The 23,078-nt window shown below is 71.0% G+C and carries 16 protein-coding genes; 10 read left to right on the top strand and 6 right to left on the bottom strand.

Features of this window, described 5'->3' with window-relative positions; genetic code table 11:
* Nucleotides 1–8 precede the first annotated feature (8 nt).
* Genes NP777_RS44250 through NP777_RS44240 form a run of 3 tightly spaced genes read left to right on the top strand, consistent with a single transcriptional unit; the run spans nt 9 to nt 3,714 of the window.
* The gene (locus NP777_RS44250) at nt 9–1,502 is read left to right on the top strand and encodes a VWA domain-containing protein (protein ID WP_256655860.1); all 1,494 of its coding nucleotides are present in this window, start codon (nt 9–11) and stop codon (nt 1,500–1,502) included.
* A complete protein-coding gene (locus tag NP777_RS44245) occupies nt 1,499–2,431 on the top strand; it encodes a hypothetical protein (protein WP_256655859.1) in 933 nt (310 codons plus the stop codon). The genes NP777_RS44250 and NP777_RS44245 overlap by 4 nt, the downstream gene beginning before the upstream one ends.
* Nucleotides 2,428–3,714: an ABC transporter substrate-binding protein gene (locus NP777_RS44240; RefSeq protein ID WP_256655858.1), complete on the top strand. Its 1,287-nt coding sequence runs from the start codon at nt 2,428–2,430 to the stop codon at nt 3,712–3,714. Before NP777_RS44245 ends, NP777_RS44240 begins: the two co-directional genes overlap by 4 nt.
* Before the next feature lie 121 nt (nt 3,715–3,835).
* Here the strand turns inward: NP777_RS44240 and NP777_RS44235 are convergent, their stop codons facing one another.
* Together NP777_RS44235 and NP777_RS44230 are read right to left on the bottom strand one after the other, a co-directional pair.
* On the bottom strand, nt 3,836–5,734 hold the full coding sequence (locus NP777_RS44235; RefSeq protein WP_256655857.1) for an MFS transporter: 1,899 nt from the start codon (nt 5,732–5,734) through the stop codon (nt 3,836–3,838).
* Nucleotides 5,735–5,934: 200 nt separating this feature from the next.
* The gene (locus NP777_RS44230; RefSeq protein ID WP_256655856.1) at nt 5,935–8,556 is read right to left on the bottom strand and encodes a D-alanyl-D-alanine carboxypeptidase; all 2,622 of its coding nucleotides are present in this window, start codon (nt 8,554–8,556) and stop codon (nt 5,935–5,937) included.
* 255 nt (nt 8,557–8,811) lie between these two features.
* Here NP777_RS44230 and NP777_RS44225 point away from each other — a divergent pair, with 255 nt between their 5' ends.
* The 3 genes from NP777_RS44225 to NP777_RS44215 all read left to right on the top strand — a co-directional run bounded on the left by NP777_RS44225 (nt 8,812) and on the right by NP777_RS44215 (nt 11,245).
* A complete protein-coding gene (locus NP777_RS44225) occupies nt 8,812–9,567 on the top strand; it encodes a GOLPH3/VPS74 family protein (protein WP_256655855.1) in 756 nt (251 codons plus the stop codon).
* A gap of 381 nt (nt 9,568–9,948) precedes the next feature.
* The gene (locus NP777_RS44220) at nt 9,949–10,842 is read left to right on the top strand and encodes a helix-turn-helix domain-containing protein (protein ID WP_256655854.1); all 894 of its coding nucleotides are present in this window, start codon (nt 9,949–9,951) and stop codon (nt 10,840–10,842) included.
* A gap of 193 nt (nt 10,843–11,035) precedes the next feature.
* On the top strand, nt 11,036–11,245 hold the full coding sequence (locus NP777_RS44215) for a DUF397 domain-containing protein (protein WP_256655853.1): 210 nt from the start codon (nt 11,036–11,038) through the stop codon (nt 11,243–11,245).
* A 148-nt stretch (nt 11,246–11,393) separates the two neighbouring features.
* Here the strand turns inward: NP777_RS44215 and NP777_RS44210 are convergent, their stop codons facing one another.
* Nucleotides 11,394–12,221, bottom strand: coding sequence for a hypothetical protein (locus tag NP777_RS44210; RefSeq protein ID WP_256655852.1), 828 nt, complete (start codon nt 12,219–12,221; stop codon nt 11,394–11,396).
* Nucleotides 12,222–12,377: 156 nt separating this feature from the next.
* Here NP777_RS44210 and NP777_RS44205 point away from each other — a divergent pair, with 156 nt between their 5' ends.
* The 3 genes from NP777_RS44205 (at nt 12,378) to NP777_RS44195 (ending at nt 16,858) form a co-directional block, all read left to right on the top strand.
* Nucleotides 12,378–13,160 carry an SDR family oxidoreductase gene (locus tag NP777_RS44205; RefSeq protein WP_256655851.1) on the top strand — a complete coding sequence of 261 codons (783 nt, stop codon included), beginning with the start codon at nt 12,378–12,380 and terminating at the stop codon, nt 13,158–13,160.
* A gap of 315 nt (nt 13,161–13,475) precedes the next feature.
* On the top strand, nt 13,476–15,050 hold the full coding sequence (locus tag NP777_RS44200; RefSeq protein WP_256655850.1) for a sodium:solute symporter family protein: 1,575 nt from the start codon (nt 13,476–13,478) through the stop codon (nt 15,048–15,050).
* Between the two features lie 368 nt (nt 15,051–15,418).
* Nucleotides 15,419–16,858 carry a glycosyltransferase 87 family protein gene (locus NP777_RS44195; RefSeq protein WP_256655849.1) on the top strand — a complete coding sequence of 480 codons (1,440 nt, stop codon included), beginning with the start codon at nt 15,419–15,421 and terminating at the stop codon, nt 16,856–16,858.
* Here NP777_RS44195 and NP777_RS44190 read toward each other — a convergent pair.
* Nucleotides 16,843–17,967, bottom strand: a complete 1,125-nt coding sequence (locus NP777_RS44190) for an ADP-ribosylglycohydrolase family protein (protein ID WP_256655848.1) — start codon at nt 17,965–17,967, stop codon at nt 16,843–16,845. The two genes, NP777_RS44195 and NP777_RS44190, sit on opposite strands and share 16 nt — an antisense overlap.
* Before the next feature lie 184 nt (nt 17,968–18,151).
* A complete protein-coding gene (locus NP777_RS44185; protein ID WP_256655847.1) occupies nt 18,152–18,385 on the bottom strand; it encodes a hypothetical protein in 234 nt (77 codons plus the stop codon).
* 284 nt (nt 18,386–18,669) lie between these two features.
* Between NP777_RS44185 and NP777_RS44180 the strand changes: the two genes are divergently transcribed.
* Nucleotides 18,670–20,298 carry a transposase gene (locus NP777_RS44180; protein WP_256655846.1) on the top strand — a complete coding sequence of 543 codons (1,629 nt, stop codon included), beginning with the start codon at nt 18,670–18,672 and terminating at the stop codon, nt 20,296–20,298.
* 33 nt (nt 20,299–20,331) lie between these two features.
* Here the strand turns inward: NP777_RS44180 and NP777_RS44175 are convergent, their stop codons facing one another.
* On the bottom strand, nt 20,332–22,944 hold the full coding sequence (locus NP777_RS44175) for a bifunctional FO biosynthesis protein CofGH (RefSeq protein WP_256655845.1): 2,613 nt from the start codon (nt 22,942–22,944) through the stop codon (nt 20,332–20,334).
* Between the last annotated feature and the right edge of the window lie 134 nt (nt 22,945–23,078).

Here is a 23,078-nt window from a genome sequence, read left to right as displayed (position 1 = left end):
GGGATCAGATGAGCGAGGACCACAGAAGGCAGTACGGACCAGGGGGCACGGAGGGGGGCCCGGCCCTCACCCTGCGGGTGCACCAGAACAAGTACCTGCCCGCCTCCGCGGGCCGCACCGAGATGCACGCCATCGTCAGCGTGCGGGCCCACGGCCTGGGCCCGGCGGCGGCCCGTACCGCCGCGTCGGAGGTCATCGTCATCGACTGCTCGATGTCGATGAGCTGGCCGCCGACGAAGATCGCGGCGGCGCGGCGGGCCACCGCCACCGCGGTCGGCATACTGCGCGACGGCACCCGCTTCGCGATCGTCGAGGGCACCGAACAGGCCCAGGTGGTCTATCCGTTCACCGGCGGCATGGCGGTCGCGGGGCCGGACACCAAGGCCGCCGCCGCCCGGGTGGCGGCCCGGCTGCCCGCGGTGGGCGGCACCGCGATCGGCTCCTGGCTGGATCTCGCCCGTCGGCTGCATCTGCGCCGGCCCGCCGCGATCCGGCACACCCTGCTGCTCACCGACGGGCGCAACGAACACGACCCGCCCGGCTATCTGGAGCAGGTGCTGGACGCCTGCGCCCCGCATTTCACCTGTGACGCGCGCGGGATCGGCGACGGCTGGGACGCCACCGAGCTGAAGCGGATCGCGCACCGGCTGCACGGCCGGGCCGACGCGGTCCTCGAGGACTCCGCGCTGGCCGCCGAGTTCGAGGAGATGGTCTCCGCCTCGATGGCCAAGGCGCTGGCCGGGGTGCGGATCCGGATCCGCACCCGGGCGGGCAGCCGGGTCGGCTTCGTGAAGCAGGTGCACCCCACCCGGGCGGACCTCACCGACGAGGGCGTCCGCCCCGATGAGCGCACCTGGGAGTGGACCACCAGCGCGTGGGGCGACGAGACCCGCGAGTACCAGGTGTCCGTGCTCGCCGATCCGCGGCGCGATCCGGTGGGCGAGGACGTGGAGCTGGCCGCCGTGGAGCTGGCGGTGGAGGGCGACACCGCGCTGCCGCTGCCCGAGCCGGAGTCGATGCTGGTCCAGTGGACGGACGATGTGCTGTTGTCGTCCCGTATCGACCCCCGGCTGGCCCACTACGACGCCGACTCCGAGCTGGGTCACGCGATCACCGCGGGCTGCGACGCGTACGAGGCGGGTGACCGGGAGCGGGCCCGCCGCCAGTGGGGGCGCGCCGTCCAACTGGCCCATCAGCTGGGCAGCGAGAAGATGCTGGCCCGGCTGGGCGGGCTGGTCCACATCGTCGACGCCGCCACCGGCGAGGTGCGGATCCGCGAGCCCATCCGGCCGCTGGACCTCAACTCGGTGATCGTCGTGTCGGAGGAGAGCGCCCCCTTCATGGGGATGGACCGCCCGGAGCCCGCCGGGCCGCCCGCCGCGGATGTCCTCTGCCCGGCCTGCGGGCGCCGGTCGCCCGCCACCGCCGGGTTCTGCCAGCGGTGCAACGCCCCCCTGAACGGTGAACCGGGCGAACCGAATCAAGCGGGCGGCGTGAGATGAGTGCCACCCGGACCTTCCTGGTGCGCCGGCTGACCGCCCTGCTCGTGGTCACGGCGGTGGCCGTGGCCGCGCTGCTGGCCGCGTACTACGGCGTCAGCCGCAACTCCAAGGCGGTGACCGACCGGTCCACCCCGGCGATACTGCAGGTCGCCGCCGCGATCGACGCGCTGAACGCCTCGTACGACGAGGCGCGGCGCAGCATCTCCAGCCCCACCGCGGAGTTCGAGGGGCTCAGCGAGGAGTACCGCGACAAGCTGTCGACGGCCAAGCAGAGCCTGACCCAGGTGTCCAAGAGCACCATCGGGGGCGAGTCGGCGCGCGGGGCCCTGCGCACCTCGGCGGCGCTGGTGACGTCCTACGGCGACACCGTCGAGCAGGCGTACGCGAACCGCGAGAACCCGACGCTCCGGGATGCCTATCTGCGGTACGCCGACTCCATCCTGCGGCATGAGCACAGCGGCGTCCTCGACCGGCTGAAGGCGGTGCAGCAGCGGCAGTTCGGCGTGCTGGACGACCAGACCTCGTTCGGCTGGCTGCTGGCGTTCGCCTGGTGGCTGCTGCTGCCGGGGCTGTTCCTCACGCTGGCGGCGCTGCTGGTCCACACCCAGCGCTTTCTGCGGCACCGCTTCCGGCGGCTGGTCAACCCCTGGCTGGCGGCGGCGACCGCGCTGCTCGTCGCCCTGCTGCCGCTGGCGGTGTTCACGTACCAGACCCAGGACCGGCTGGAGTCGGCCCGGAGCAGCCTGACGCAATCGGACATCGGCCGCACCGGCGGCCCCACCGCCAGGGAGGTCGCGAGGACGATGCGGAACGCGCATTGGCAGGCCGGTGCGGTCGGCTGGATACCCGTGGGCGGCGCCGTGCTGGCCGCCCTGATCCTGGTGGGTCTGCAGCCGCGTATCGACGAGTACCGGTTCCAGTCCCGATGAGCGCGGCGAAGCGGTCCGGGCACGCCACGGCCACGGTTCTCGGGCTGTGGCTGGTGCTGCTGTGTGTCGTGGGCGCGGGCGATACGAGCGGCTGGCAGTCGCACGGCAGCGTCAGCGTGCTCGCGTCATGGACCGGCGGCGAGGGCGAGGCGTTCCGGGGCCTGCTGGACACGTTCACCCGGCGCACCGGGATCCATGTGGACTATCAGGGCACCACCGCGCTGCGCGAGGTGCTGTCCTCGGAGGTGGCCTCCGGGACCCCGCCCGACATCGCCGTGCTGCCCAGCACGGGCGAGCTGGCCGCGTACGCCCGCCAGCGCCAGCTGACCCCGCTGGACGGAGTGATCCCGAGCCGGGAGCGCAAGGCCTACGGAAAGCTCTGGAAGCCCCGGCTGAGCGCCGGCGGGCCGGTGTACGGGATCGCGGTCAAGGCCGATCTGAAGAGCATCGTGTGGTACGACCGCGACCGCCGTCCGGGCACCCTGCCCGCCCTCGCCGCCGACGGCCGCCGGTGGTGCGTCGGCATGGGTGACGACGCGGCCTCCGGCTGGCCCGGCACCGACTGGATCGAGGATCTGCTCCTCCAGCAGCAGGGCCAATCCGTCTACCAGGACTGGGCCACCGGCGGGCTGCCGTGGACGGACCCCCGGGTGGAGCGGGCCTGGCGGAGCTGGGGCTCGCTCTTCGGCAAGGACACCGCGCGCACCGCGCTGATCACGGGCTTCCGCGAGGCGGGCATGAAGCTGTTCGGGACGAACCCGCCGTGCGCGCTGGAGCACCAGGGGTCGTTCATCCGCGGCGGCTACCCCGACCCCGCCGAGGCGGCCTTCGCCTTCTCCCCCGGGCTCCTCCCCGACGCCGACCGGCGTTCCACCGCCCGGGAGGTGTCCGGCGACTTCGCCGCGATGTTCCGCGACACCCCGCAGGCCCAGCAGCTGATGCGCTATCTGATCTCGGCCGACGCCCAGCGGGCGTGGGCCGAGAAGACCGCCGACAGCAGCACCCACCCGTTCTTCGCCAACCGCGACGTCCGGCTGGACGCCCAGGGGGACGACGCCGTGGGCCGGAGCATCGCGAAGACGCTCCGGGACTCGGGCTCACTGTGTCTGGACGCCTCCGACGCCATGCCCACGCGGATGCGGGTGGCCTTCCAGCGCGCCGCGCTGGCCTACCTCAGCGACACCGGCAAGCCACCGGACGGGCTGCTGCGCAGCCTGGAGAGGATCCGCCAGAGCCTGCGCGACACCCCCGACCAGCCCTGGCTGTCGACGGTCTGCGGCTGACCCGGCTGAAGAACCCGGGCCGCGGCCGACCGCTCAGGAAGCCGGGCGGCGGCCGACCGGGCTCAGGAAGCCGGGCGGCGGCCGACCGGTCCGGGAAACCGGTCAGCCGCCGACCGGGAGGTCAGGGAGCCATCTCGTCCGGGCAGGGCGTGCCGCGCGGCAGCTGGTACTTGCCCGTTATGCGGTAGATGCCGGGCCGGGGAGCGTGCAGCACCGTCCACTCGTCCTCCGGCTGGCCCTCTTCCCCGCCCTCGGTCTGCTTGGTGAGGCAGCCCTCGCGGTTGACCGGCAGCCGGTCGTCCTCCTCCTTCGGGGCCCGTACGCTGTGGCCGTCCTTGTCCACCAGGCCCAGCCACGGCGAGTACGGGATGCGGATGAGCACCGGGCCCTTGGCGCGGACCGACAGCACCAGCTGGTCGGCGCCCGCGCGCCGCACGGTGGCGGGCGGGTCGGCGATCTGCGTCGGGTCCTTGACCTCGTACAGCTTCCAGTTCTCGTCCGACCAGACCTCGCGCAGATACGGCAGCTTGGTGTCGAGCAGCTCGGACTCCTTCTGCGCGGCGGTGTCCGGATCGTCCGCGGGCACCACCACGTAGTGCACCGCCCAGCGCTTGAGCCATTCGTGATAGCTGACCGGGGTGAGGGTGTCCTCGCCGTAGAAGATCGGGTTCCGGTCCAGGTCGCGCTGGCGGTTCCAGCCGCGCGCCAGATTGACGTACGGGGCGAGCGCGGAGGACTCGCGGTGGCTGCGCACCGGAACCACTTCGACCCGGCCCCGGTCGGCCTTCTCCCGCTTGAGCCGGTCGACCAGCGGCGCCAGCTCACGGGCCCAGGACGCCGAGGGGGCGGTATGGATCACGTCGTCGGCGGTCTTGACCCCCTGCCACACCGTGACGGTCGCGAGGGCCAGCACCAGAACGGTCCAGCGGCGGCCCGCGCGCGTCGTGCGCAGCTCGGCACGCGGCGGCTTGCGCACCGCGGGCAGCGCGGCGATCAGCACCACACCGCCGAAGATCATGCCGAGCCGGGAGATATTGGTGCCGATCTGGGAGGGAATCGCCCAGGTGAGCACCACTCCGAGGCAGTAGAGCCCGGCCCCGACCCGCACCGTCGACCAGGAGCGCGGCACGCACATCAGCGTGGCGGCACCGGTGATGAACGGCAGGATCACCGAACCGATGCCCATCGGCTGCACACCGGAGAACGGGAACAGCCACGCCGACAGGCCGACCACCACGGCCGGGGTGATCCCCAGCGCGTACGCGGCCGGGCGCCGCTTGGTCAGCCACAGCCCGGCGGCCACGACGCCCACGAACAGACCGGCCACCGGACTGGACATGGTCGCCAGCGCCGACAGCACGGCGGCCAGGACGAACCGCCCGGCCTTGTGGTGCCAGCGCCGGGAGCGCCACCGCCGGGGCCAGGCGAAGATCACGGCCACGGCCGCGAGCCCGAACATCGCGCCGAGCCCGAAGGTCACCCGGCCCGAGATGGCGTTGCAGGTCAGCGCGAACGCGCCGTACATGGTGGGCCACATCGGCCGCCGTACGGCACGGCTGCGCACCAGCAGCAGCGCGAGCAGCCCGGCGGACAGCGTGCCCGCGACCATCATCGTCGAGCGGACTCCGAGGACCGCCATCAGATATGGCGAGATGACGCTGTACGAGACCGGGTGCATCCCGCCGTACCAGGCCAGGTTGTACGCCAGGTCCGGGTGCTGGAGGGCGAACTCCGCCCAGGCGTCCTGCGCGGCGAGGTCACCGCCGCTGTTCGCGAGCAGCGCCACCCACACCAGATGCAGCAGCGCGGCGGCGGCCAGGGCGGCCGGAACCGGATGGCGCAGGGCCGTCCGGGCGCGCTGGAGCAGCCCGCCCGAAGCGGGCCGGCGGCTCTCGCGCTCCGCCTCCGCCTGATCGGCCGGCTCGGCGGACCAGCGCTGTGTGGGTACGCGTATTCGTGCGGCGGTGCTCTCCTCCGAGCCCCCGCTTTCATCGGCCCGTGTCGGATCCACGGTGGTCACTGCGGCTCTCCCCGTCTTCCCCCGAGGTCTGCCCCATCGTCCTCAACCCCGCGCCGGGTCACTCCGGTTCCGCGGTGGGTCCAGGCCGGGGACCCACCGACGCTAGCACGCCCGGACGGCCCCGATCCGGCTCGGACCCCGGCGGCGTTTCGCGCCGGGGCCACTTCGTCTCGTCCCCTCTATTCGACTTCCCCGGCGGGTCAGCCGATACGGGTCAGTTTCGCGCCGAACGACGGCTCGGACAGATCATTCTGAAGGGCCACCGGCGCCTTGAGCTGTCCGGGGCCCGTGCCCACGGTCACCTCGCCGACGACCGTACCCGCCTTGGCCGAGTGCGGCACCTTCTTACCGCCGTCACCGATCTTGATGTCGACCGTCAGACCGGACCAGCCGACCGCCTTCAGATCCTTGGTGGCGACGACCGGTGTGGTGCCACCGAGGCCGTCGTCGACCTGGCCGACGACATCGCCCTTCTTGATGACGGTCGCCGAGGCGAGGGCGTCCTGGGCGGCGGTGATCAGCTTGTAGCTGTTGGTCTGGGCGAGCTGGAGGCTGGCGTCCAGCGTGGTGGTCGCGCGCTGCTCGAGGACCACACCGAGGATCCGCTGCTTCTTGCCGTCGATGGTCCGCACGGCGCCCCACATCAGCGCACCGCCGGCCGGGGTGGACGAACCGGTCTTGATACCGATCACACCCGGCTTCACCAGCAGATTGTTGTTGTTGTAGATGCGGTCACCGAGCCCCGGGATCTCGGTGTTGGGCGTGGCCACGACCGCGCGGAACGCATCGGACTGCATAGCCGCCTTGGCCAGCTTCAGCTGGTCGGCGGCGGTGGACTTGGTGGATTCCTTCAGACCGCTGGGGTCGGTGTAGGTGGTGTGCTTCATCCCCAGGCTCTGGGCCGCGTCGTTCATCTTCTTCACGAACGCGTCGAGCGATCCGGCGTCCCAGCGGGCGAGCAGCCGGGCGATGTTGTTGCTGGAGTTGATCAGCAGTAGCTGGAGGAGTTGGTGCTGGGTGAAGGCCTGCCCCTCCTTGACCTCCGCCCGCGACTCGTCGGCGGACTTCGCCTCCTCGGCCGCCTGCGCGTCGATCTTGATCTTCGGGCCCTCCGCGCCGCCCTTCAGCGGATGGTCCCTGAGCACCACATAGGCCGTCATGACCTTGGTGACGCTGGCGATCGGCACGGGCTTCTGCTCCCCGGAGGTGCCCAGGCTGCCGACGCCCTCGACCTCGGCGGCGGACTGCCCCTGGTCGGGCCACGGCATGGAGAGCGCACCGCCGCCGAAGCGGTAGGTGGCGTCCGAGGTGAGCTTCAGCGACGGATCCGGCAGCGGCCGCAGCGCCTGGACGACGCCCAGGATGATCACCAGCAGCACGGCCAGCGGCGTCCAGATCTTGACCCGGCGGACCGCCGTCCGCAGCGGCGTCTCGGGCTTGGGCGGCGTGTTGGTCAGCTGCGCCAGCAGATCGAGCGGCGCGGGCTGCTTGCCGTCCGCGGTCAGCGGCGGCAGCGGCTGCTGCTTGGTCCGCTCGGCCTCGGGGACCGCCGCGGACGGGGCGGCGGGGGCCTTCGGCGCGGTGGGCGGGGCCGCGGGCTTCGGCGGGGCCGGGTCGTCGGGGGACCGCAGCGGGACGAACTTGCTGGTCCGCTCGTTGTCCGACTCACCGACTGGCTTCTTGCCGGACGCCTTCGCGTCGGACGCCTTGTCGGCGGTCTTGCCCTCGGCGGTCTTGCCCGCGGCGGACTTGCCCGCGGCGGTCTTGCCGTCAGCCGTCTTGCCGTCAGCCGGGGGGCTGACCGCCTTGAACGCGGTGGTCGGCTGGTCGACGCCCTTCTTACCGCCCTGGTCGCCCTTTCCGGGCTTCTCCGGGAGCACGCCGAAGGCGGCCGTCGGGCGGTCGATCGGCTTGTCGGAGGCGTCGTCGTCCGCGTCGGACGCGGCGGCCTTACCGGAGCCGCCCTCGGGCGCGTCCGCCTTGGCAGCTTCCTTCTTCCCGGCCTCGCCCTTCTCGGCCTCGCCCTTCTTGGGCGCGTCCTTCTCCGACCCGTCCTTCTCGGACTCGTCCTTCTTGTCCCTGCCCTCGGCGTCCGCCTTGGGCCTCACCGTACGGAAGACAGCCGTCCGCTGATCCACCGACGGCTCGGACGACTCGCCGTCGCCCTCATCCGCTTCGGCCTCGGCCTCGGCCTCGGAGGCATCCTCAGCCTTCGCGTCGGCGTCCGCCTTGGGCCTCACCGTACGGAAGACGGCCGTCCGCTGATCCACCGGCGGCTTCGACGGCTCGTCACCGTCCCCGTCCGCCTCGGCCTCGGCCTCGGACGCACGCTCAACCTTCGCGTCGCCGTCCGCGTCATCAGAGTCGTCGGCATCGTCGTCGGAGTCGTCGGCGCCGTCCGCACCGCCCTCGTCCGCTTCCGGCTCCGCGTCGGGCTCGGCCGCCTCCCCGTTGGCCGAGTCGTCCGACGCACCGGCGTCCGGCTCCGGCTCCGCCTTCGCCTCCGACGTCCCGGAATCTTCGCCCTGTTCACTATCGCGAACACCAGAAACCTTTGCGTCGCCCCGGTCGACCGCCGGTGCCTCTGGCTCCGCTTCCGCCTCCGCTTCGGCCTTCGCCCGGGAGGTCACCTCGGGCTCGCCAGGAGCCGACTCCGGCTCCCCGGAACCCGACCGGAGGTCGTCCGACACGACGGCGACCGCCGTCGAGCCCTGGCCCGCCTCCGCTTCGCGCGAGATCGCGAGCCTCGGATCGCTCTCTCCCCTAGCCGTCTCCCCCGACGACTTCTGCTGATCCGACCTGCCGGGGGACTCGCCCGCCACCGATGCCTCCTCGATATGTGTCGCGGGACGCCCCACGCCCCATGGCGTCACGTCCCGCAGCCCAACCTCTACCAGTGTCCTGTGTGTCCGGCACGCGATCGCGCATCGCCACAGCCGGAGAGCGTCTTCAGGTGCCCGCCCACCTGCTAGACGAGAACGACATACCTACTGGTTCCCACCCAAACCCCCCAGGCACTCTCGACAGACCAATGTGAGAGGGGTCACCCTGTCATTCATCCACGCGGGGAGGCATGGATGGGCAGGAGCCGCAGAACAATTCCGGAGGAGCTTCTGCTGCTCGCTTTGGACCCGACCACGGGTACCACGGCGCAGCCGCAGTCGCTTGACCTCGGTCTTGCCGGGGCGCAGCTAGTAGAGCTGGCCCTGGCCGGACGGATAGCCCCTGACGGGGATCGTATCGCCGTGGTGCTGCCACGGCCGACCGGAGATCCAACTCTGGACTCCGCACTGGAGCTGCTGCGCCGACGCGGCAGCCCGGTGCGCGCGGTCCACTGGATCGGCGGGCCCCGGCTGGGGCTGCGCCAGACGTACCTCACGCACCTGGAGCGCTGCGGCATGGTGCATGCCGTCGCGGGCCAGATGTGTGGCGTACTGCCGACGACGCGCTACCAGGCGACGGACACGGCGATCAGCCGGGAGATCAGGGCCCGGCTGGACAGCGCGATCCGCACCGGCGTACCGCCGGACCCGCGGACCGCCGCGCTCGCCGCCCTGGCCCACGCGGTCGGGCTCGGCAAGCACTTGTATCCCGGGAACGAGGGGCGTTCCTCGCGCTCCAGGCTCCGGGATCTGATCCGGCACGACCCGATGGGCGGTCTCGTGGCGCACGCCGTGATGGACGTGCAGAACGGTGTCGCGGCGCAGCCACGGCGCGCACCGGCCGCGGGTCCGGGCCGACAGGCGGGGACGCGCGCCGCGGCGGAGCCGGCGGCCGGCGTTCCGGCCCAGCCGTCCCGTCGCGGGAGCATGGCCCGCGTCGGAGCGCGCTGAGGCCCCTTCGGGGCGCCATCGCACCATCACGCACCACCCAGCCCGTCGAACGCACCAGCAGCCCGTCAGCGGGGCGGCGGACACCGCTCCCGGCACCGTCCGGGGCGAAGGCCCACCGTCCGGCTCCGAGCAGCACCGAGCACCACTGACGCTCCACCGACCGCACCGCAGTCCCCACTGACCCGGTTCGGGAGCCGCTGAAGCGCGCGGGGTGGTGGAACGGCCGATTTGGACGACCGGCCGTCCCACCGCCCCGCGTGCGCGTTCGCCCACCGTTGTGCGGCCGCCCTTGTGCGGCCATTTCCCAGCGCGGCCCCGTCCGGTAGTGGCAGGCTGCTGAGCAGCATAAATCAGCAGTACGAAGCCGGAGGTGCACGTCCCGTGACATCGAACGTCGGCCCCACTGTCCGGCGACGCCGGTTGGGCCAGGAACTGCGCAGGCTCCGCCAGGAGAAGGGCATGACGGCGGAGGAGGTGGCGGAGGAGCTGATGGTCTCCCAGTCGAAGATCAGCCGGCTGGAGAACGGGCGCCGCAGCATCAGCCAGCGCGATGTGCGCGACCTGTGCCGCACCTACAAGGTGGAGGACAAGGCGCTGGTCGATTCCCTGATGCAAATGGCGAAGGAGTCGCGCCAGCAAGGGTGGTGGAACGCCTTCGGTGATGTGCCGTACAGCGTCTACATCGGCTTCGAGACGGACGCGGCGTCGCTGCGGGTCTACGAACCCCAGGTGCTGCCCGGCCTCTTGCAGACGCCGGAATACGCGGAGGCCGTGATCAGCGGCGCCCTGCCGGAGGCCCCGCAGGACCAGATCGCCCAGCGGGTCCAGGTCCGGCTCAGGCGCCAGGAACGGATCACCGATCCGCTGGCCCCGCTGCGGCTGTGGGCGGTCGTGGACGAGGCGGCGATGCGCCGGGTGGTCGGCAATTCCAAGATCATGAGCGATCAGCTGGACTATCTGGTCCGGATGAGCCACGAACCCCATGTGACGGTGCAGGCGCTGCCCTTCGACATGGGGTCGCATCCGGGGATGAGCGGGCAGTTCACCATCCTGGAGTTCTCGGACGAGTCGGACACCAGCGTCGTCTATCTCGAGGGCGTCACCAGCGACCTGTATCTGGAGAAGCTCAGCGATGTGCAGAGCTACAGCATGATGTACGAGCATCTGCGGGCCCAGGCGCTGAACGCGGATCAGAGCCGCCAGTTCATCACCGAGATGGCCCAGGAGCACGCCCGCCGGCACCGGGAGGAGAGCGAGACGGCCCCGGCGGGCTGAGTGCGGACGGAAACGCTCCGGCGCAAACGGCGAAGGGCGGAGGCTACACCTCCGCGCCTCGCCGCGGAAGGGGCCACGGGAATATGCCATCCGGTCGAGTGAATGGCCCGCTTTCCGGACGATGTTGCCGAGTAACGTCGGTGACGCCTCCAATCGGGGGTGCGTCTCATCTACACAATGCATCGGAGCAATAGTGTCCATTCAGCAGGGAAAGACGAGCATGTGGGTGAAATCCTCGTACTCGGCCGGAAACGGCGCTTGCGTGGAAATCTCCTCCCCGGTCATCAGCGAGATCGCCGTGCGCGACTCCAAGGACCCCCACGGACCGACGCTCAGTTTCGCCCCCGCATCGTGGTCGGCCTTTGTGTCCGACGTCAGCCGAGGCGCCTTCGACCTCGCCTGATCTCCGCACCACCCGGCCGCGGCAGCGCGGTCGGCGGCGCGGAGCGCCAAGCCCGCACCCGAGCCCTCTCGACCGGTCGCCGTCCCTGCCGAGAGGGCTCTTGCCGTTTCCGGCGCTTTCCGCACCGCCGCTTTCCCGTACCGCCGCTTCAGCGGAGTTCCGCCACGTATTGGTCCGTACCGGGAATCGTCGGAATGAACGGCGCCATGAATTCCACCCGGCCGAGACCGGCAGCGGCCACTTCACCGTCCAGACCGGTGAAACCGGGGTCCCAGCATTCCCGGGGATCGGACTCCAGGAACCAGAGCAGGGTCAGCCTGGTGTCGACCCCCTCGACCTGCTTCACATACGACATCCGGTCCGAGGGCAGCGGGGTCGGCCGGAAGACCGTCACCATCGCGGCGGGTGAGCCCGCGAGCCGGCGCGGCAGATGTCTGGATCGGAGCCATGCGAGCAGCTCCTCCCGCTGCTCCGGGCCCTCGCTCTCGATCACCTCCAGCGCCAGCCCGGCGTAGGGGTGGTCCAGCGCGTGGTGATCGCGCGGCCCGGCCGCCCCGTCCCGGTAGACAGTGGCCTCGTGGTCCTGGAAGGCCGTGAAGACGTGCGTACGGTCCTGGTAGACCCGCCCGTCCCGGAGCAGCCGCTTGTTGATGCCGACCGTCCACCGCATATGGTCCGCGTAGCGCCCCTCGGTGAGCCAGTAGACGGAGAGGTAGCAGCCGGCGGTCACCGGCCGGGCGATCGCCGACCCCTCGGGGTAGCGCAGCAGTTGCAGCTCACGGGTGGCGACCCAGCGGCGGCCCGCGTAGATCCACGGCATGGCCATCGCACCCGCGATGAAGTGGTCGTCCTCGTACCAGCGGTTGTAGGCGTACTCATGACCCGGATGCGGCTCGACCAGGGTGATCAGGGCATGGCCAGGGCGCACCCCGTACGGGCCGACGGAGGCCAGTTCCGCGTACGCGTCGCTCGTCATGTCCGTCAGGTGTAGCTGACGTGGCGTCAGTTGGGGAGGGGTGCGTACGAATCAAGTGCGCGGAATCGGACGGCGAAACGGGGCCGGTGGCGCTCTGGCCATCTCACGGCCGCGCCCCTAATCTGACGCGACGCCAGACACGGGAGGGGTTCCACCATGCCGCTGCAGGGCAAGACCGTCGTCGTCTCCGGGGTCGGTCCCGGACTGGGGGCCAGGGTGGTGGCCGCCTGTGTCCGGGACGGGGCCCGGGTGGTGCTGGGGGCGCGGACCGAGGAGCGGCTGCCGAAGGTGGCGGAGGAGGTCGATCCGGGCGGTGAGCGGACCGTCTGGCGGCCCACCGACATCGCGGACGAGGCGCAGTGCGAGGCACTGGCCGCGCTCGCCCTCGACCGCTTCGGCCGGATCGACGCCGTGGTCCATGTGGCCGCGCTGGACAGCCACTTCGGCGGGCTGGAGGACGCCGACTTCGCCTCCTGGGCCCGGGTGGTGGACATCAATCTGTTCGGGACGCTCCGGATGACCCGCGCCTGTCTGCCCGCGCTGAAGCGGAACGGCGGATCGGTCGTGCTGATCGGCACCCAGTCGTCGTCCGCCGCCCCCACCGAGCTGCGCCAGACCGCGTACGCCGCCTCCAAGGGCGCGCTGACCTCGACCATGTACGCGCTCGCGCGTGAGCTGGGTCCGCACCGGATACGGGTCAACACCGTGCAGCCCGGCTGGATGTGGGGGCCGCCGGTGCAGGCGTATGTGACCTTCACCGCGCGGACCGAGGGTGTGAGCGAGGCCGAGGTGCTGAGCCGGCTCACCGACCGGATGGCCCTGCCGGAGCTGGCGACGGACGGCGATGTGGCGGAGGCCGCGGCGTTCCTGGCCTCCGACCGGGCCCGGTCGATCACCGGGCAGTCGCTGCTGGTGAACGCCGGTGAACTGATGCGTTAGCGCGACTCCTGTCCGGCCTTTTCGGGATCCCGCTCCCGTACGACCCAGCGATCGGTGGGCGTGCGTCTGACGAAGTGCCCGCTCATCGTGGGCGTCCAGACATGGGAACGACAACGCCCCGTCAGGTCAAGAAACAGTAAATTCGTTCTTCTTTCTGATCTGCGTTCACATTCGTGACCTATAGAACCCTTGACCGGTCGCCCGAACGAGCGGTTCAATCCCGGAAGTACCCCGCTCCCGCTCGGGGGAACCGTCCATGACGAACGTCGCGGCGAAGTGCGCACCCGTTCATATGGCGGACCCCTGGGAGGGGACATGAACAGTCTCGACTGGGTTGTACTGATCGGCTACTTCGGTGTCATGGTCGGCATCGGCCTCTGGTCCCACAAGCGTGTGGACAACGTCAGCGACTTCTTCACCGCGGGCGGCAAGATGCCCTGGTGGCTGTCCGGGATCTCGCACCACATGTCCGGCTACAGCGCGGTGATGTTCACGGGTTACGCGGCCATCGCCTACCAATACGGCATCACCTCCTATGTCACCTGGTCCTTCCCCATCGCCATCGGCATCGCGATCGGCGCCAATCTCTTCGCGCCGCGCCTGAACCGGGTGCGCAGCAAACTCAAGGTGGCCTCGCCGCTCGAATATCTGAAGAACCGCTACAACCTGCCCACGCAGCAGGCGCTGGCCTGGTCCGGGGTGCTGTTGAAGATCGTGGACGTGGGCGCCAAGTGGGCGGCCATCGCCACCCTGTTGTCCATCTTCACCGGTGTCTCGCTCAACCAGGGCATCCTGATCACGGGCGCGGTCACCGCCGTCTACTGCACCGTCGGCGGGCTGTGGGCCGACGCGCTCACCGAACTCGGCCAGTTCGTCATCCAGTTCGTGGCGGGCATCTCGATGCTGATCGCCGTACTCCACGAACTGGACGGCTTCAGCACCCTCTGGACCGTCTGGGACGACCTCCCCGACAGCCACCACCAGCCGACCGTCGGCCCGTACACCCTGGTCTTCCTGCTCGCGTACCTCTTCATCAAGACCTTCGAGTACAACGGCGGCATGTGGAACCAGGCGCAGCGCTACATGGCGACCGACAGCGCCCACTCCGCCAAGCGCTCGGCCCGGCTGTCCGCCGTGCTGTGGTTCGTCTGGCCGCTGGTGCTGTTCTTCCCGATGTGGGTCGCGCCGCTGATCATCAAGACGGACAAGCCCGCCGACTCGTACGCCGAGATGGCCGAACACCTGCTGCCGCACGGTCTGCTGGGCCTGGTGATCGTCGGCTTCTTCTCGCACACCATGGCGATGTGCTCCTCGGACGCCAACGCGATCGCGGCGGTGGTGACCCGCGACATCATGCCCGCCGTCTTCAAGTCGGTACGGGAATGGTCCTCCCGCACCGGTCTGATCGCGGCCCGGTACACCACGCTGCTCTTCCTCGCCCTGTCGATGGCCATCGCCACCCAGGTCAACTCGGACTTCTTCGGGGACATCATCACCGTGGTGATCAAGTGGGTCGCCGGACTCATGGGGCCGATCGCGATTCCGCTGATGCTCGGCATGCTGACCACCTTCCGCAAGTCGGGTCCGACGGCGGCGCTGGTCAGCTGGGCCATGGGGCTGATCGCCTTCTACCTCGTCAACTACCCGATCAACGACGCGATCGACGGCGGCGTCAACCTGGAATACCAGATCTCCGTCCCGCTCGCGGTCTCGCTCGTGCTCTTCATCGTCATCGGCTACATCAAGCCCGAGGACACCCCGGAGCGCGATGCCATCCTCGCCTCGCTCAACTCGGATGACGACGGGCCGGGTTCTGCGAGTGCCGCGCTGCCGGTGCCGGACCAGGGTGACGCGGGCGACCGCAAGTCGGTCGCGGGCGCCACGGACTGACACCTACCGCGCGGCGGCCTCGATCCGGGCCGCCGGTCACCACCCGGTGTGGGGTGACCGGCGGCCCGGTTCTGTCTGTTCATCGGTGCGTGCCGTCCATGGGTGCCGTCCATGGGTGCCGTCCATGCGTGCCGTCCATGGGGGTTCCCCGCGGGGCGGAAGCGGAACGCGAGGCCGGGGTGGCGAGCTAGGAATCTTTGCAGTCCAGGCAACCTTTTGCTCACCTGCGGTTCTCATCCGGAACGTACTATGGTCGGCCGTCCGAGCCTGCCTGCCACCGACCGCGCCACCCGCACCGACCGCACCACCGGACCCGGCTTCGCCCCGCCCCCACCGAGCCGCCGTCCCCAGGGACCTCTGGAGCCCCCGTGACCGCCACCCAGACGATCACCGACTCCCGGATCCACCGGGCCCGCGCCTTCGTACTCCGCCGACCGGTCCTGTGCGCGGCGGTCTTCTGTCTGCTCTCCTTCACCGGGTTCTGGATCGCGCAGCGGGCCGCCCAGGTGTCGATGGTCGACCTGCTGGTCTATCGCGCCGAGGGATGGACCGTACGCAATGCGCTGGATCTGTATGACATGCGGGCGACCAGGCACAATCTGCCCAATACCTATCCGCCGTTCGCGGCCCTGCTCTTCACCCCGCTGACCGTGATGAGCACGGGCGTCCTGCGGACCTTCGGGACGGCCGTCAATCTCGTCCTGATGGTCGCCGTGGCCCATCTGTCGCTGCGACTGATCGCACTCCCCGCACGGGTGCCGCGGCCGGCCGCCGTCCTGGCCCTGGCCGCCGTCGGGGTGTGGTGCGAGCCGGTGTGGACGACCCTGCGCTACGGGCAGATCAATCTGCTGGTCACGGCGCTGGTGCTAGGGGATCTGACCCGCCGGGCGGGCCACCGCTGGGCGGGGGTCGGGACGGGTATCGCCACCGGGATCAAGCTCACCCCGGGGCTTTTCGTGGTCTTCCTGGGGCTCGCCGGGCTCCTTCTCGGCCTCCGTCGCCTGCGGGCGGCCAGGGCGGCCCGCGGCCGCGCCGGAGGCGGCCCGCCGCCGCAGCGCCTCCGCAACGACCATCTGCGGCGCGCGGCCGTCGCGACCACCGCCTTCGTCCTTACGGTCGCGTTCTCGGCCCTGGCGCTGCCGCATGACTCCCGGCGCTTCTGGACCGAGGTCGTCTTCGCGACCGACCGCCCCGGCGATGTCGAGGGCGCGGGCAACCAGAACCTCAAGGGCGCACTCGCGCGTGTGCTGCACACCCCCGACCCCGGCATGTGGTGGCTCGCGGCGGCCGCGCTGGTCGGCTGTGTGGGCCTGGCCACGGCGGTGGCCGCCCAGCTGACCGACGACAGCCGCCTGCCGAACGCCCGCGCCTGGGCCGCGCTGACCTGCGCGGTGACCGCCCTCATGGTCAGCCCGGTCTCCTGGTCGCACCACTGGGTGTGGGCCGTCCCGATGGTCCTGCTGCTCGCGGTGGAGGCGGTGCGGCGGCGCACGGCGGGCTGGACGGCCTGGACGGTGGTGACCGGGCTGCTGTTCTGCTCCTTCATGGTCTGGTACGCGCCCCACAGCCGGCCGACCCGGGTGGAGCTCCACCAGAACCCCGCCCAGATGCTGCTCACCGCCGTCTATCCGCTGATCGGCGTCGCCTTCCTGGGCGTGGCCGCGTATCTGACCCTGCGCGCCGTAAGGCGTCCATGGCATCCATTGCGCCCATGGCGTTCATGGCGTTCACGGGAGGGGATCGGGCCCCTGGGGCGGCAGCGGACCACCGCCGGTGCGGGTGCAGATCGGACCTACGCGCGCGGGTAGCGGGTGAGCCAGGCCGGGGAGGATGCGCCGGGGCCGTGCAGGGCCGGGCCCTGGGTCATCTCCATGGCGAAGTCGTCCGCCAGCTCCAGGATCGTGCCGCGCCCCTCGACCTCCGCCAGCCAGGCGGGCGGCAGCGCCGTCTCGCCGTGCAGCGCGCCCAGCAGATTGCCGCAGACGGCCGCCGTGGAGTCGCTGTCCCCGCCATGGTTGACCGCGAGCAGCAGCCCATGGCGGACGTCCTCGGCGACCAGCGCGCAGTACAGGCCCATCGCCAGGGCCTCCTCACCGGTCCAGCCCTCGCCGAGCGAGGCGACGCGGTCGGGGGTCGGCAGGCCCTGCCGTACGGCGCCGAGGGCGTGCCGCAGCGCGTGGGTGGTCTCCTCGTGGCCGGGGCGGGTGGCCAGATGGGCGAGGGCGCGCTGGACGGCTCCGTCCAGCGCCTCGCCGCGCGCCAGGCCGTGCACGATGAGGGCGAAGGCACCGGCCGAGAGATAGCCGGTGGGGTGGCCGTGGGTCTGGGCCGCGCACTCGATGGCCAGTTGGAAGACCAGCTGCGGCTCCCAGCCCACCAGCAGTCCGAAGGGCGCGGAGCGCATCACGGCGCCGCATCCCTTGGAGTCCGGGTTCTTGGGCCGTTCCAGGGTGCCCATGGTCTCGTCGGCGAGCCCGGTGATACAGGCCCGGCCCGGGGACCGCTGGGCGTACAGCCACTCCTCGCGGGCCAGCCAGCCGGCATCCTTACGGCGCTCATCGGGGCCCCAGTCGCGCTGGGTGGAGTACCAGCGGCGGTGGGCGGAGTGGATGTCGGTGGGCGGGTGCCAGGCCCCGGTGTCGCGGCGCACCTGTGCCCGTATCAGTCCGTCCACTGTGAACAGCGTCATCTGGGTGTCGTCGGTGACCCGTCCGCGGCCGCCATAGGCGGGCAGGAAGTCCGTCACACCCTCGGGTCCGTGTGCCGCCCTGATCTCGTCCAGGGAGGCGAACTCCACGGCCGCCCCCAGCGCGTCCCCGATGGCCCCGCCGAGCAGACAGCCGCGCACCCGGCTGCGGAAGTCCTGCTGTTCGGCGCGGCCCCATACGCCGGTCGCTGCGCTGGCGGTTGCGGTCACGACCCATGCCTCTTTTCTTCGCTGCGTGAATGGCCCTGAACTGTCTTTGAACTGTAATGGACACCTAATGATCGCCTCTTGGCCGCCGCGGATTGTGAAGGCGTCATCACGGAGAAGACGTCGGAGTGTCGCATTCCGAGAATGCGAATTCCCTCACCGAATGTCGGCCGCGCGCCGAAAGCCCTTATCCGAGCGCCGTCCGGCCGTGGTCCAGGCTCGCCCGGAGCTCGGCGAGCGGCGCGCGGAGTGCGGCGAGCAGGGTGGGGTCGGCACCGGGGCACTGGGCGAGGTCGTCCAGAGCGCGTATGACCTCGTCGACGATCTCCCAGTACGGCCGGCCGGCGGTCAGCTCCGCCACGAAGCGCTCCGCCCCGGCCCCGTCCCCGAGGGCGGCCCTGCTGACGACCGGAGCGGCCACTCGGGCCTGAGCGTCCCACTGGGCGTCGTACCTCCTCCAGGAGCGCCTCGCCCCGAAGTATCCGCGCGGCGCGCCCGCGAACCGTGCGCCGGGGTTGTGAACTGCTGGCGATTGACTGCGCACAGGCGTGTTCTGGCGCACATGAGTGAGTGTTCGGGCTGCGGCACGTGCGGCCCCATGAGCGAGAACGAAGGTTCCTTGGTCGAATGTGTGACCTTTGTCAGTGATGGTCGTTGAGCGTGGTGAGGGGATTGTCGGCCAGCGCGGGGGCGGGGGTTGAGGGGATGGGCGGGCTACGGGAGGTGGCGGCACCGTTCGTCGCCCTTGGCCCGTCCGGAGTCGCGGTCCGCGACCGGCTCAAGCACCTGAGTGTTGAGGATGAGAAGGTTCTTCGTCTGATCGGCGACCTGCTCGGTACGCTCGCCTCCCTGGACCTGAAAGCACGGTGCACGGCCGGGCCGGAACATGACACCGGCCAGTGGGCCGAGCGCAAGAGGACCCTGACGCAGGAGTCCTCCTCCCGATGGGCCGGGTCGATCACCAAGGCCACCCATGATCAGTGGGCGCTGGCCAGGCGCGGCCAGCTCGCGCACATCCAGAGTCTGGAAGCGAGTGTGCGCACGATCGCGCACCGGCTGTCCCTGCCGATCGGGGAGAAGGGCGGCAAGCGCGCTCCGGGCGGCTACCGCAGCAGACAGGAATGGCATGCCAAGGCCCGCCGCCTGCACGTCCTTGAAGACCGGCTTCAGGTGGCGCGGGCCGATCGTGAGGCCGGAGTCGTCCGTGTGGTGCGGGGCGGGAAGCGACTGCTGAACGCCCGCCACCACCTGCAGGCCACCGGGCTCACCGAGGAGCAGTGGCGCACGCGGTGGCAGGCCGTGCGCCGGTTCCTCCAAGCCGACGGCGAGTCCGGCAAGCGGTTCGGCAACGAGACCATCCGCGTCACCCCCGACGGCGAGGTCTCCCTCAAACTCCCCGCCCCGCTGGCGTACCTGGCCAACGCCCCGCACGGCCGGTACGTGCTCGCCGCGCGGGTGGCGTTCGCACACCGGGGTGAGCAGTGGCGCGACCGGGTCACCGCCAACCGCGCCATCGCCTACCGCATCCACGAAGACACATCACGCGGGCGCTGGTACCTCACCGCATCGTGGACAATCCCCCCGGTGAAGACCGTGCCCCTGGCCGCGGCCCGCACCAACGGCCTGGTCGGCGTCGACACCAACGCCGATCACCTCGCAGCCTGGTGTCTGGACACACACGGCAACCCCGTCGGAGAACCGCTCCGGTTCGGCTTCGACCTGTCCGGCCCCGCCCCACACCGTGACGCCCAGGTCCGGCACGCCCTGATCCGCCTGCTGCACTGGGCCAAACGCCACGGCCTCGCCATCGCGATCGAAGACCTCGACTTCACCACGGACAAGACCCGCGAGAAACACGGCAGGCGCAAGAAGTTCCGCAATCTCATCTCGGGCATGCCCGTCAGCAGACTACGGGCCCGGCTCGTGAGCATGGCGGCCGAACTCGGCATCACCATCATCGCCGTCGACCCGGCCTACACCAGCAAGTGGGGCGCCCAGCACTGGCAGAAACCCCTCACCAGCACCAACCGCACCACCACCCGCCACGACGCAGCCGCCGTGGCGATCGGAAGGCGCGCCCTGGGACACCCGATCCGGCGACGGACGGCACCGCCCCCACACGACCAGAGCGATCGTGCGGGGCATCGGACCGTCCAGGCCCGACCGGGCGCCCCGAGGCGTGAGGAACCCCGCCCTCGCACCCCCGGACCACGGACACGATCCATGCGCGCCGGACGCGGAGCGAACGCGGGGAACCAGGGGGTACCTCCCAGCGGTAGCTGGGGGAGTGCCCAGCACCGTTCGGAGCACGCGACTGAGTATGAATCCTGGTAACAGGACTCACTACCGCTCAGTCTTTAGGAACGGTCAGTCCCCCAACACGGGGAGCAGCTCGGGCAGATGGCCGTCCGAGGCGAGGGCGGCGGCCTGGCGTTCCTCGGAGACGGGGCCGTAGGTGGTGCCGCGGGCGCGGGCCGGGCGGCCGGCCAGTTCGGCGATGGCCACCAGGTCCTGGATGGAGCGGTAGGAGCCGTAGGAGGAGCCCGCCATACGGGAGATGGTCTCCTCCATAAGGGTGCCACCCAGGTCGTTGGCGCCGGAGCGGAGCATCTCGGCGGCGCCCTCCGTGCCCAGCTTCACCCAGCTGGTCTGGATGTTGGGGATGTGGGGGTGGAGCAGGATCCGCGCCATGGCCGTGACCGCGCGGTTGTCGCGGGTGGTGGGGCCGGGGCGGGCGATACCGGCGAGGTAGACGGGGGCATTGGTGTGGATGAAGGGAAGGGTGACGAATTCGGTGAAGCCGCCCGTCTCCTGCTGGATCTCGGCGAGCAGCCGCAGATGGGCCAGCCAGTGGCGGGGCTGGTCCACATGGCCGTACATCATCGTGGACGAGGACCGGATACCCAGCTCATGCGCCGTTTTGACGACCTCGACCCAGGTGGCCGTCGGCAGCTTGCCCTTGGTGAGGACCCAGCGCACCTCGTCGTCCAGGATCTCGGCGGCCGTGCCGGGAATGGTGTCCAGGCCCGCCTCGCGCGCCGCCGTCAGCCATTCGCGGATGGACATGCCCGTACGGGTCGCGCCGTTGACGACCTCCATCGGGGAGAAGGCGTGGACATGCATGCCGGGCACGCGCTCCTTGACGGCGCGTGCGATGTCGAAGTACGCGGTGCCGGGCAGATCCGGGTGGATGCCGCCCTGCATGCAGACCTCCACCGCGCCCACGTCCCACGCCTGCTGGGCGCGGTCGGCGACCTGGTTCAGGGAGAGGGTGTAGGCGTCGGCGTCGGTACGGCGCTGGGCGAAGGCGCAGAAGCGGCAGCCGGTGTAGCAGACATTGGTGAAGTTGATGTTCCTGGTGACGATGTAGGTGACGTCGTCGCCGACGGTCGCCCGGCGCAGATCGTCGGCGACGCGGCACAGGGCGTCCAGCGCCGGGCCCTCGGCGTGGAGCAGGGCCAGCGCCTCGGGGTCGGTCAGCCGGGTCGGGTCGTCGGCGGCCTGGGCCAGCGCGGCCTTGATGTCGGCGTCGATGCGGGAGGGGACCATCCCGGGCGCCGCGGCCTCGCGCAGCGCCTCCCAGTCGCCATAGACCTCGTCGAAGTCCTCACGGCGGTCACCGGTGCGGCCCTCGGTGTCGATGGCGCGGTGCAGATCGGTGCGGCCGGAGGCGGTGAACGCCTCGTCGGGCTCCTGCCAGGGCAGCCCGGTGGGGATCGCGTCCTCGCGGGCCAGGCCGGTCCCGGGGTCGGCGAGGGCGGTCACATGCGGCAGCAGCCGGGGGTCCAGCCAGGGCTCGCCGCGCCGGACGTACTCGGGGTAGACCGCGAGCCGTTCGCGCAGCCGGAAGCCGGCGGCCGCGGAGCGCTCGGCCAGCTCGTCCACCTGGGGCCAGGGGCGCTCGGGGTTGACGTGGTCCGGGGTGAGCGGCGAGACGCCGCCCCAGTCGTCGATACCGGCGCCGATGAGCCGCTCGTACTCCGCGTCCACCAGGTTGGGCGGCGCCTGGATGCAGGCGGAGGGGCCCAGGATGTGGCGGGCGACGGCGACGGTGGCCACCAGGTCGTCCAGCTCGGCGTCCGGCATCCCCCGCATGGCGGTGTCCGGCTTGGCGCGGAAGTTCTGCACGATGACTTCCTGGATGCCGTGGTACGAACGGGAGACGCGGCGCAGCGCGAACAGCGACTCGGCCCGCTCCTCATGGTTCTCGCCGATCCCGATCAGCAGCCCGCTGGTGAACGGGACGGAGCTGCGCCCGGCGTCCTCCAGCACCCGCAGCCGCACCGCCGGCTCCTTGTCTGGCGAGCCGTAGTGGGGGCCGCCGGGCTCGCTCCACAGCCGCTCGGCGGTGGTCTCCAGCATCATCCCCATGGAGGGGGCGACCGGCTTGAGCCGCTGGAAGTCGGTCCAGGTCAGCACGCCGGGGTTGAGGTGGGGCAGCAGGCCCGTCTCCTCCAGGATGCGGATGGCCATGGCCCGTACGTACGCGATGGTGTCGTCGTACCCCTCGGCCTCCAGCCACTCGCGCGCCTCGGGCCAGCGGTCCTCGGGGCGGTCGCCGAGGGTGATCAGCGCTTCCTTGCAGCCCATTTCGGCGCCCCGGCGGGCGATCGCCAGGACCTCGTCGGGCGACATGAACATCCCATAACCCGCGCGGCGCAGCTTGCCGGGGACGGTCGCGAAGGTGCAGTAGTGACACTTGTCCCGGCACAGCCGGGTGAGCGGGATGAAGACACTGCGCGAGTAGGTGATGACCCCGGGGCGGCCGGCCGCCTCCAGGCCCGCGTCGCGGACCCGGGCGGCGGAGGCCATCAATTCCCGGAGGTCGTCACCGCGCGCCTGGAGCAGCACCGCGGCCTCGGCGGTGTCCAGCGCCACGCCGTCGCGGGCGCGCTTGAGCGCACGGCGCATCGCGTTGGCTGTGGGGGCGGCGGAGCCAGTCGGGGTACCCGGTTCGTTTCCCTGCGCGCTCGTGGTCATCCTCCGAGCATACGAGCGGTGTGGAACACCGCCAGACGGCCCGGGCCTGCGGTTTTGTGGGTCTGATCACGGCTGCCGCGGGCTGTGGGCGGGAATACGGCGCGATGGAACGTGCGGACTGCACCCACTGGGCG

Source organism: Streptomyces rugosispiralis (genome assembly GCF_024505145.1).
Lineage (GTDB): Bacteria > Actinomycetota > Actinomycetes > Streptomycetales > Streptomycetaceae > Streptomyces > Streptomyces rugosispiralis.
Note: the sequence above shows the minus strand (reverse complement) of the source record. Positions and strands in the feature narration are given on the sequence as shown.

What these genes read in the sequence shown, in the direction of transcription:
- NP777_RS44250 (WP_256655860.1), top strand. Translation starts at nt 9, where the DNA reads ATGAGCGAGGACCACAGAAGGCAGTACGGACCAGGGGGCACGGAGGGG.
- NP777_RS44245 (WP_256655859.1), top strand. Translation starts at nt 1,499, where the DNA reads ATGAGTGCCACCCGGACCTTCCTGGTGCGCCGGCTGACCGCCCTGCTC.
- NP777_RS44240 (WP_256655858.1), top strand. Translation starts at nt 2,428, where the DNA reads ATGAGCGCGGCGAAGCGGTCCGGGCACGCCACGGCCACGGTTCTCGGG.
- NP777_RS44225 (WP_256655855.1), top strand. Translation starts at nt 8,812, where the DNA reads ATGGGCAGGAGCCGCAGAACAATTCCGGAGGAGCTTCTGCTGCTCGCT.
- NP777_RS44210 (WP_256655852.1), bottom strand. Translation starts at nt 12,221, where the DNA reads ATGACGAGCGACGCGTACGCGGAACTGGCCTCCGTCGGCCCGTACGGG.
- NP777_RS44205 (WP_256655851.1), top strand. Translation starts at nt 12,378, where the DNA reads ATGCCGCTGCAGGGCAAGACCGTCGTCGTCTCCGGGGTCGGTCCCGGA.
- NP777_RS44200 (WP_256655850.1), top strand. Translation starts at nt 13,476, where the DNA reads ATGAACAGTCTCGACTGGGTTGTACTGATCGGCTACTTCGGTGTCATG.
- NP777_RS44180 (WP_256655846.1), top strand. Translation starts at nt 18,670, where the DNA reads ATGGGCGGGCTACGGGAGGTGGCGGCACCGTTCGTCGCCCTTGGCCCG.
- NP777_RS44175 (WP_256655845.1), bottom strand. Translation starts at nt 22,944, where the DNA reads ATGACCACGAGCGCGCAGGGAAACGAACCGGGTACCCCGACTGGCTCC.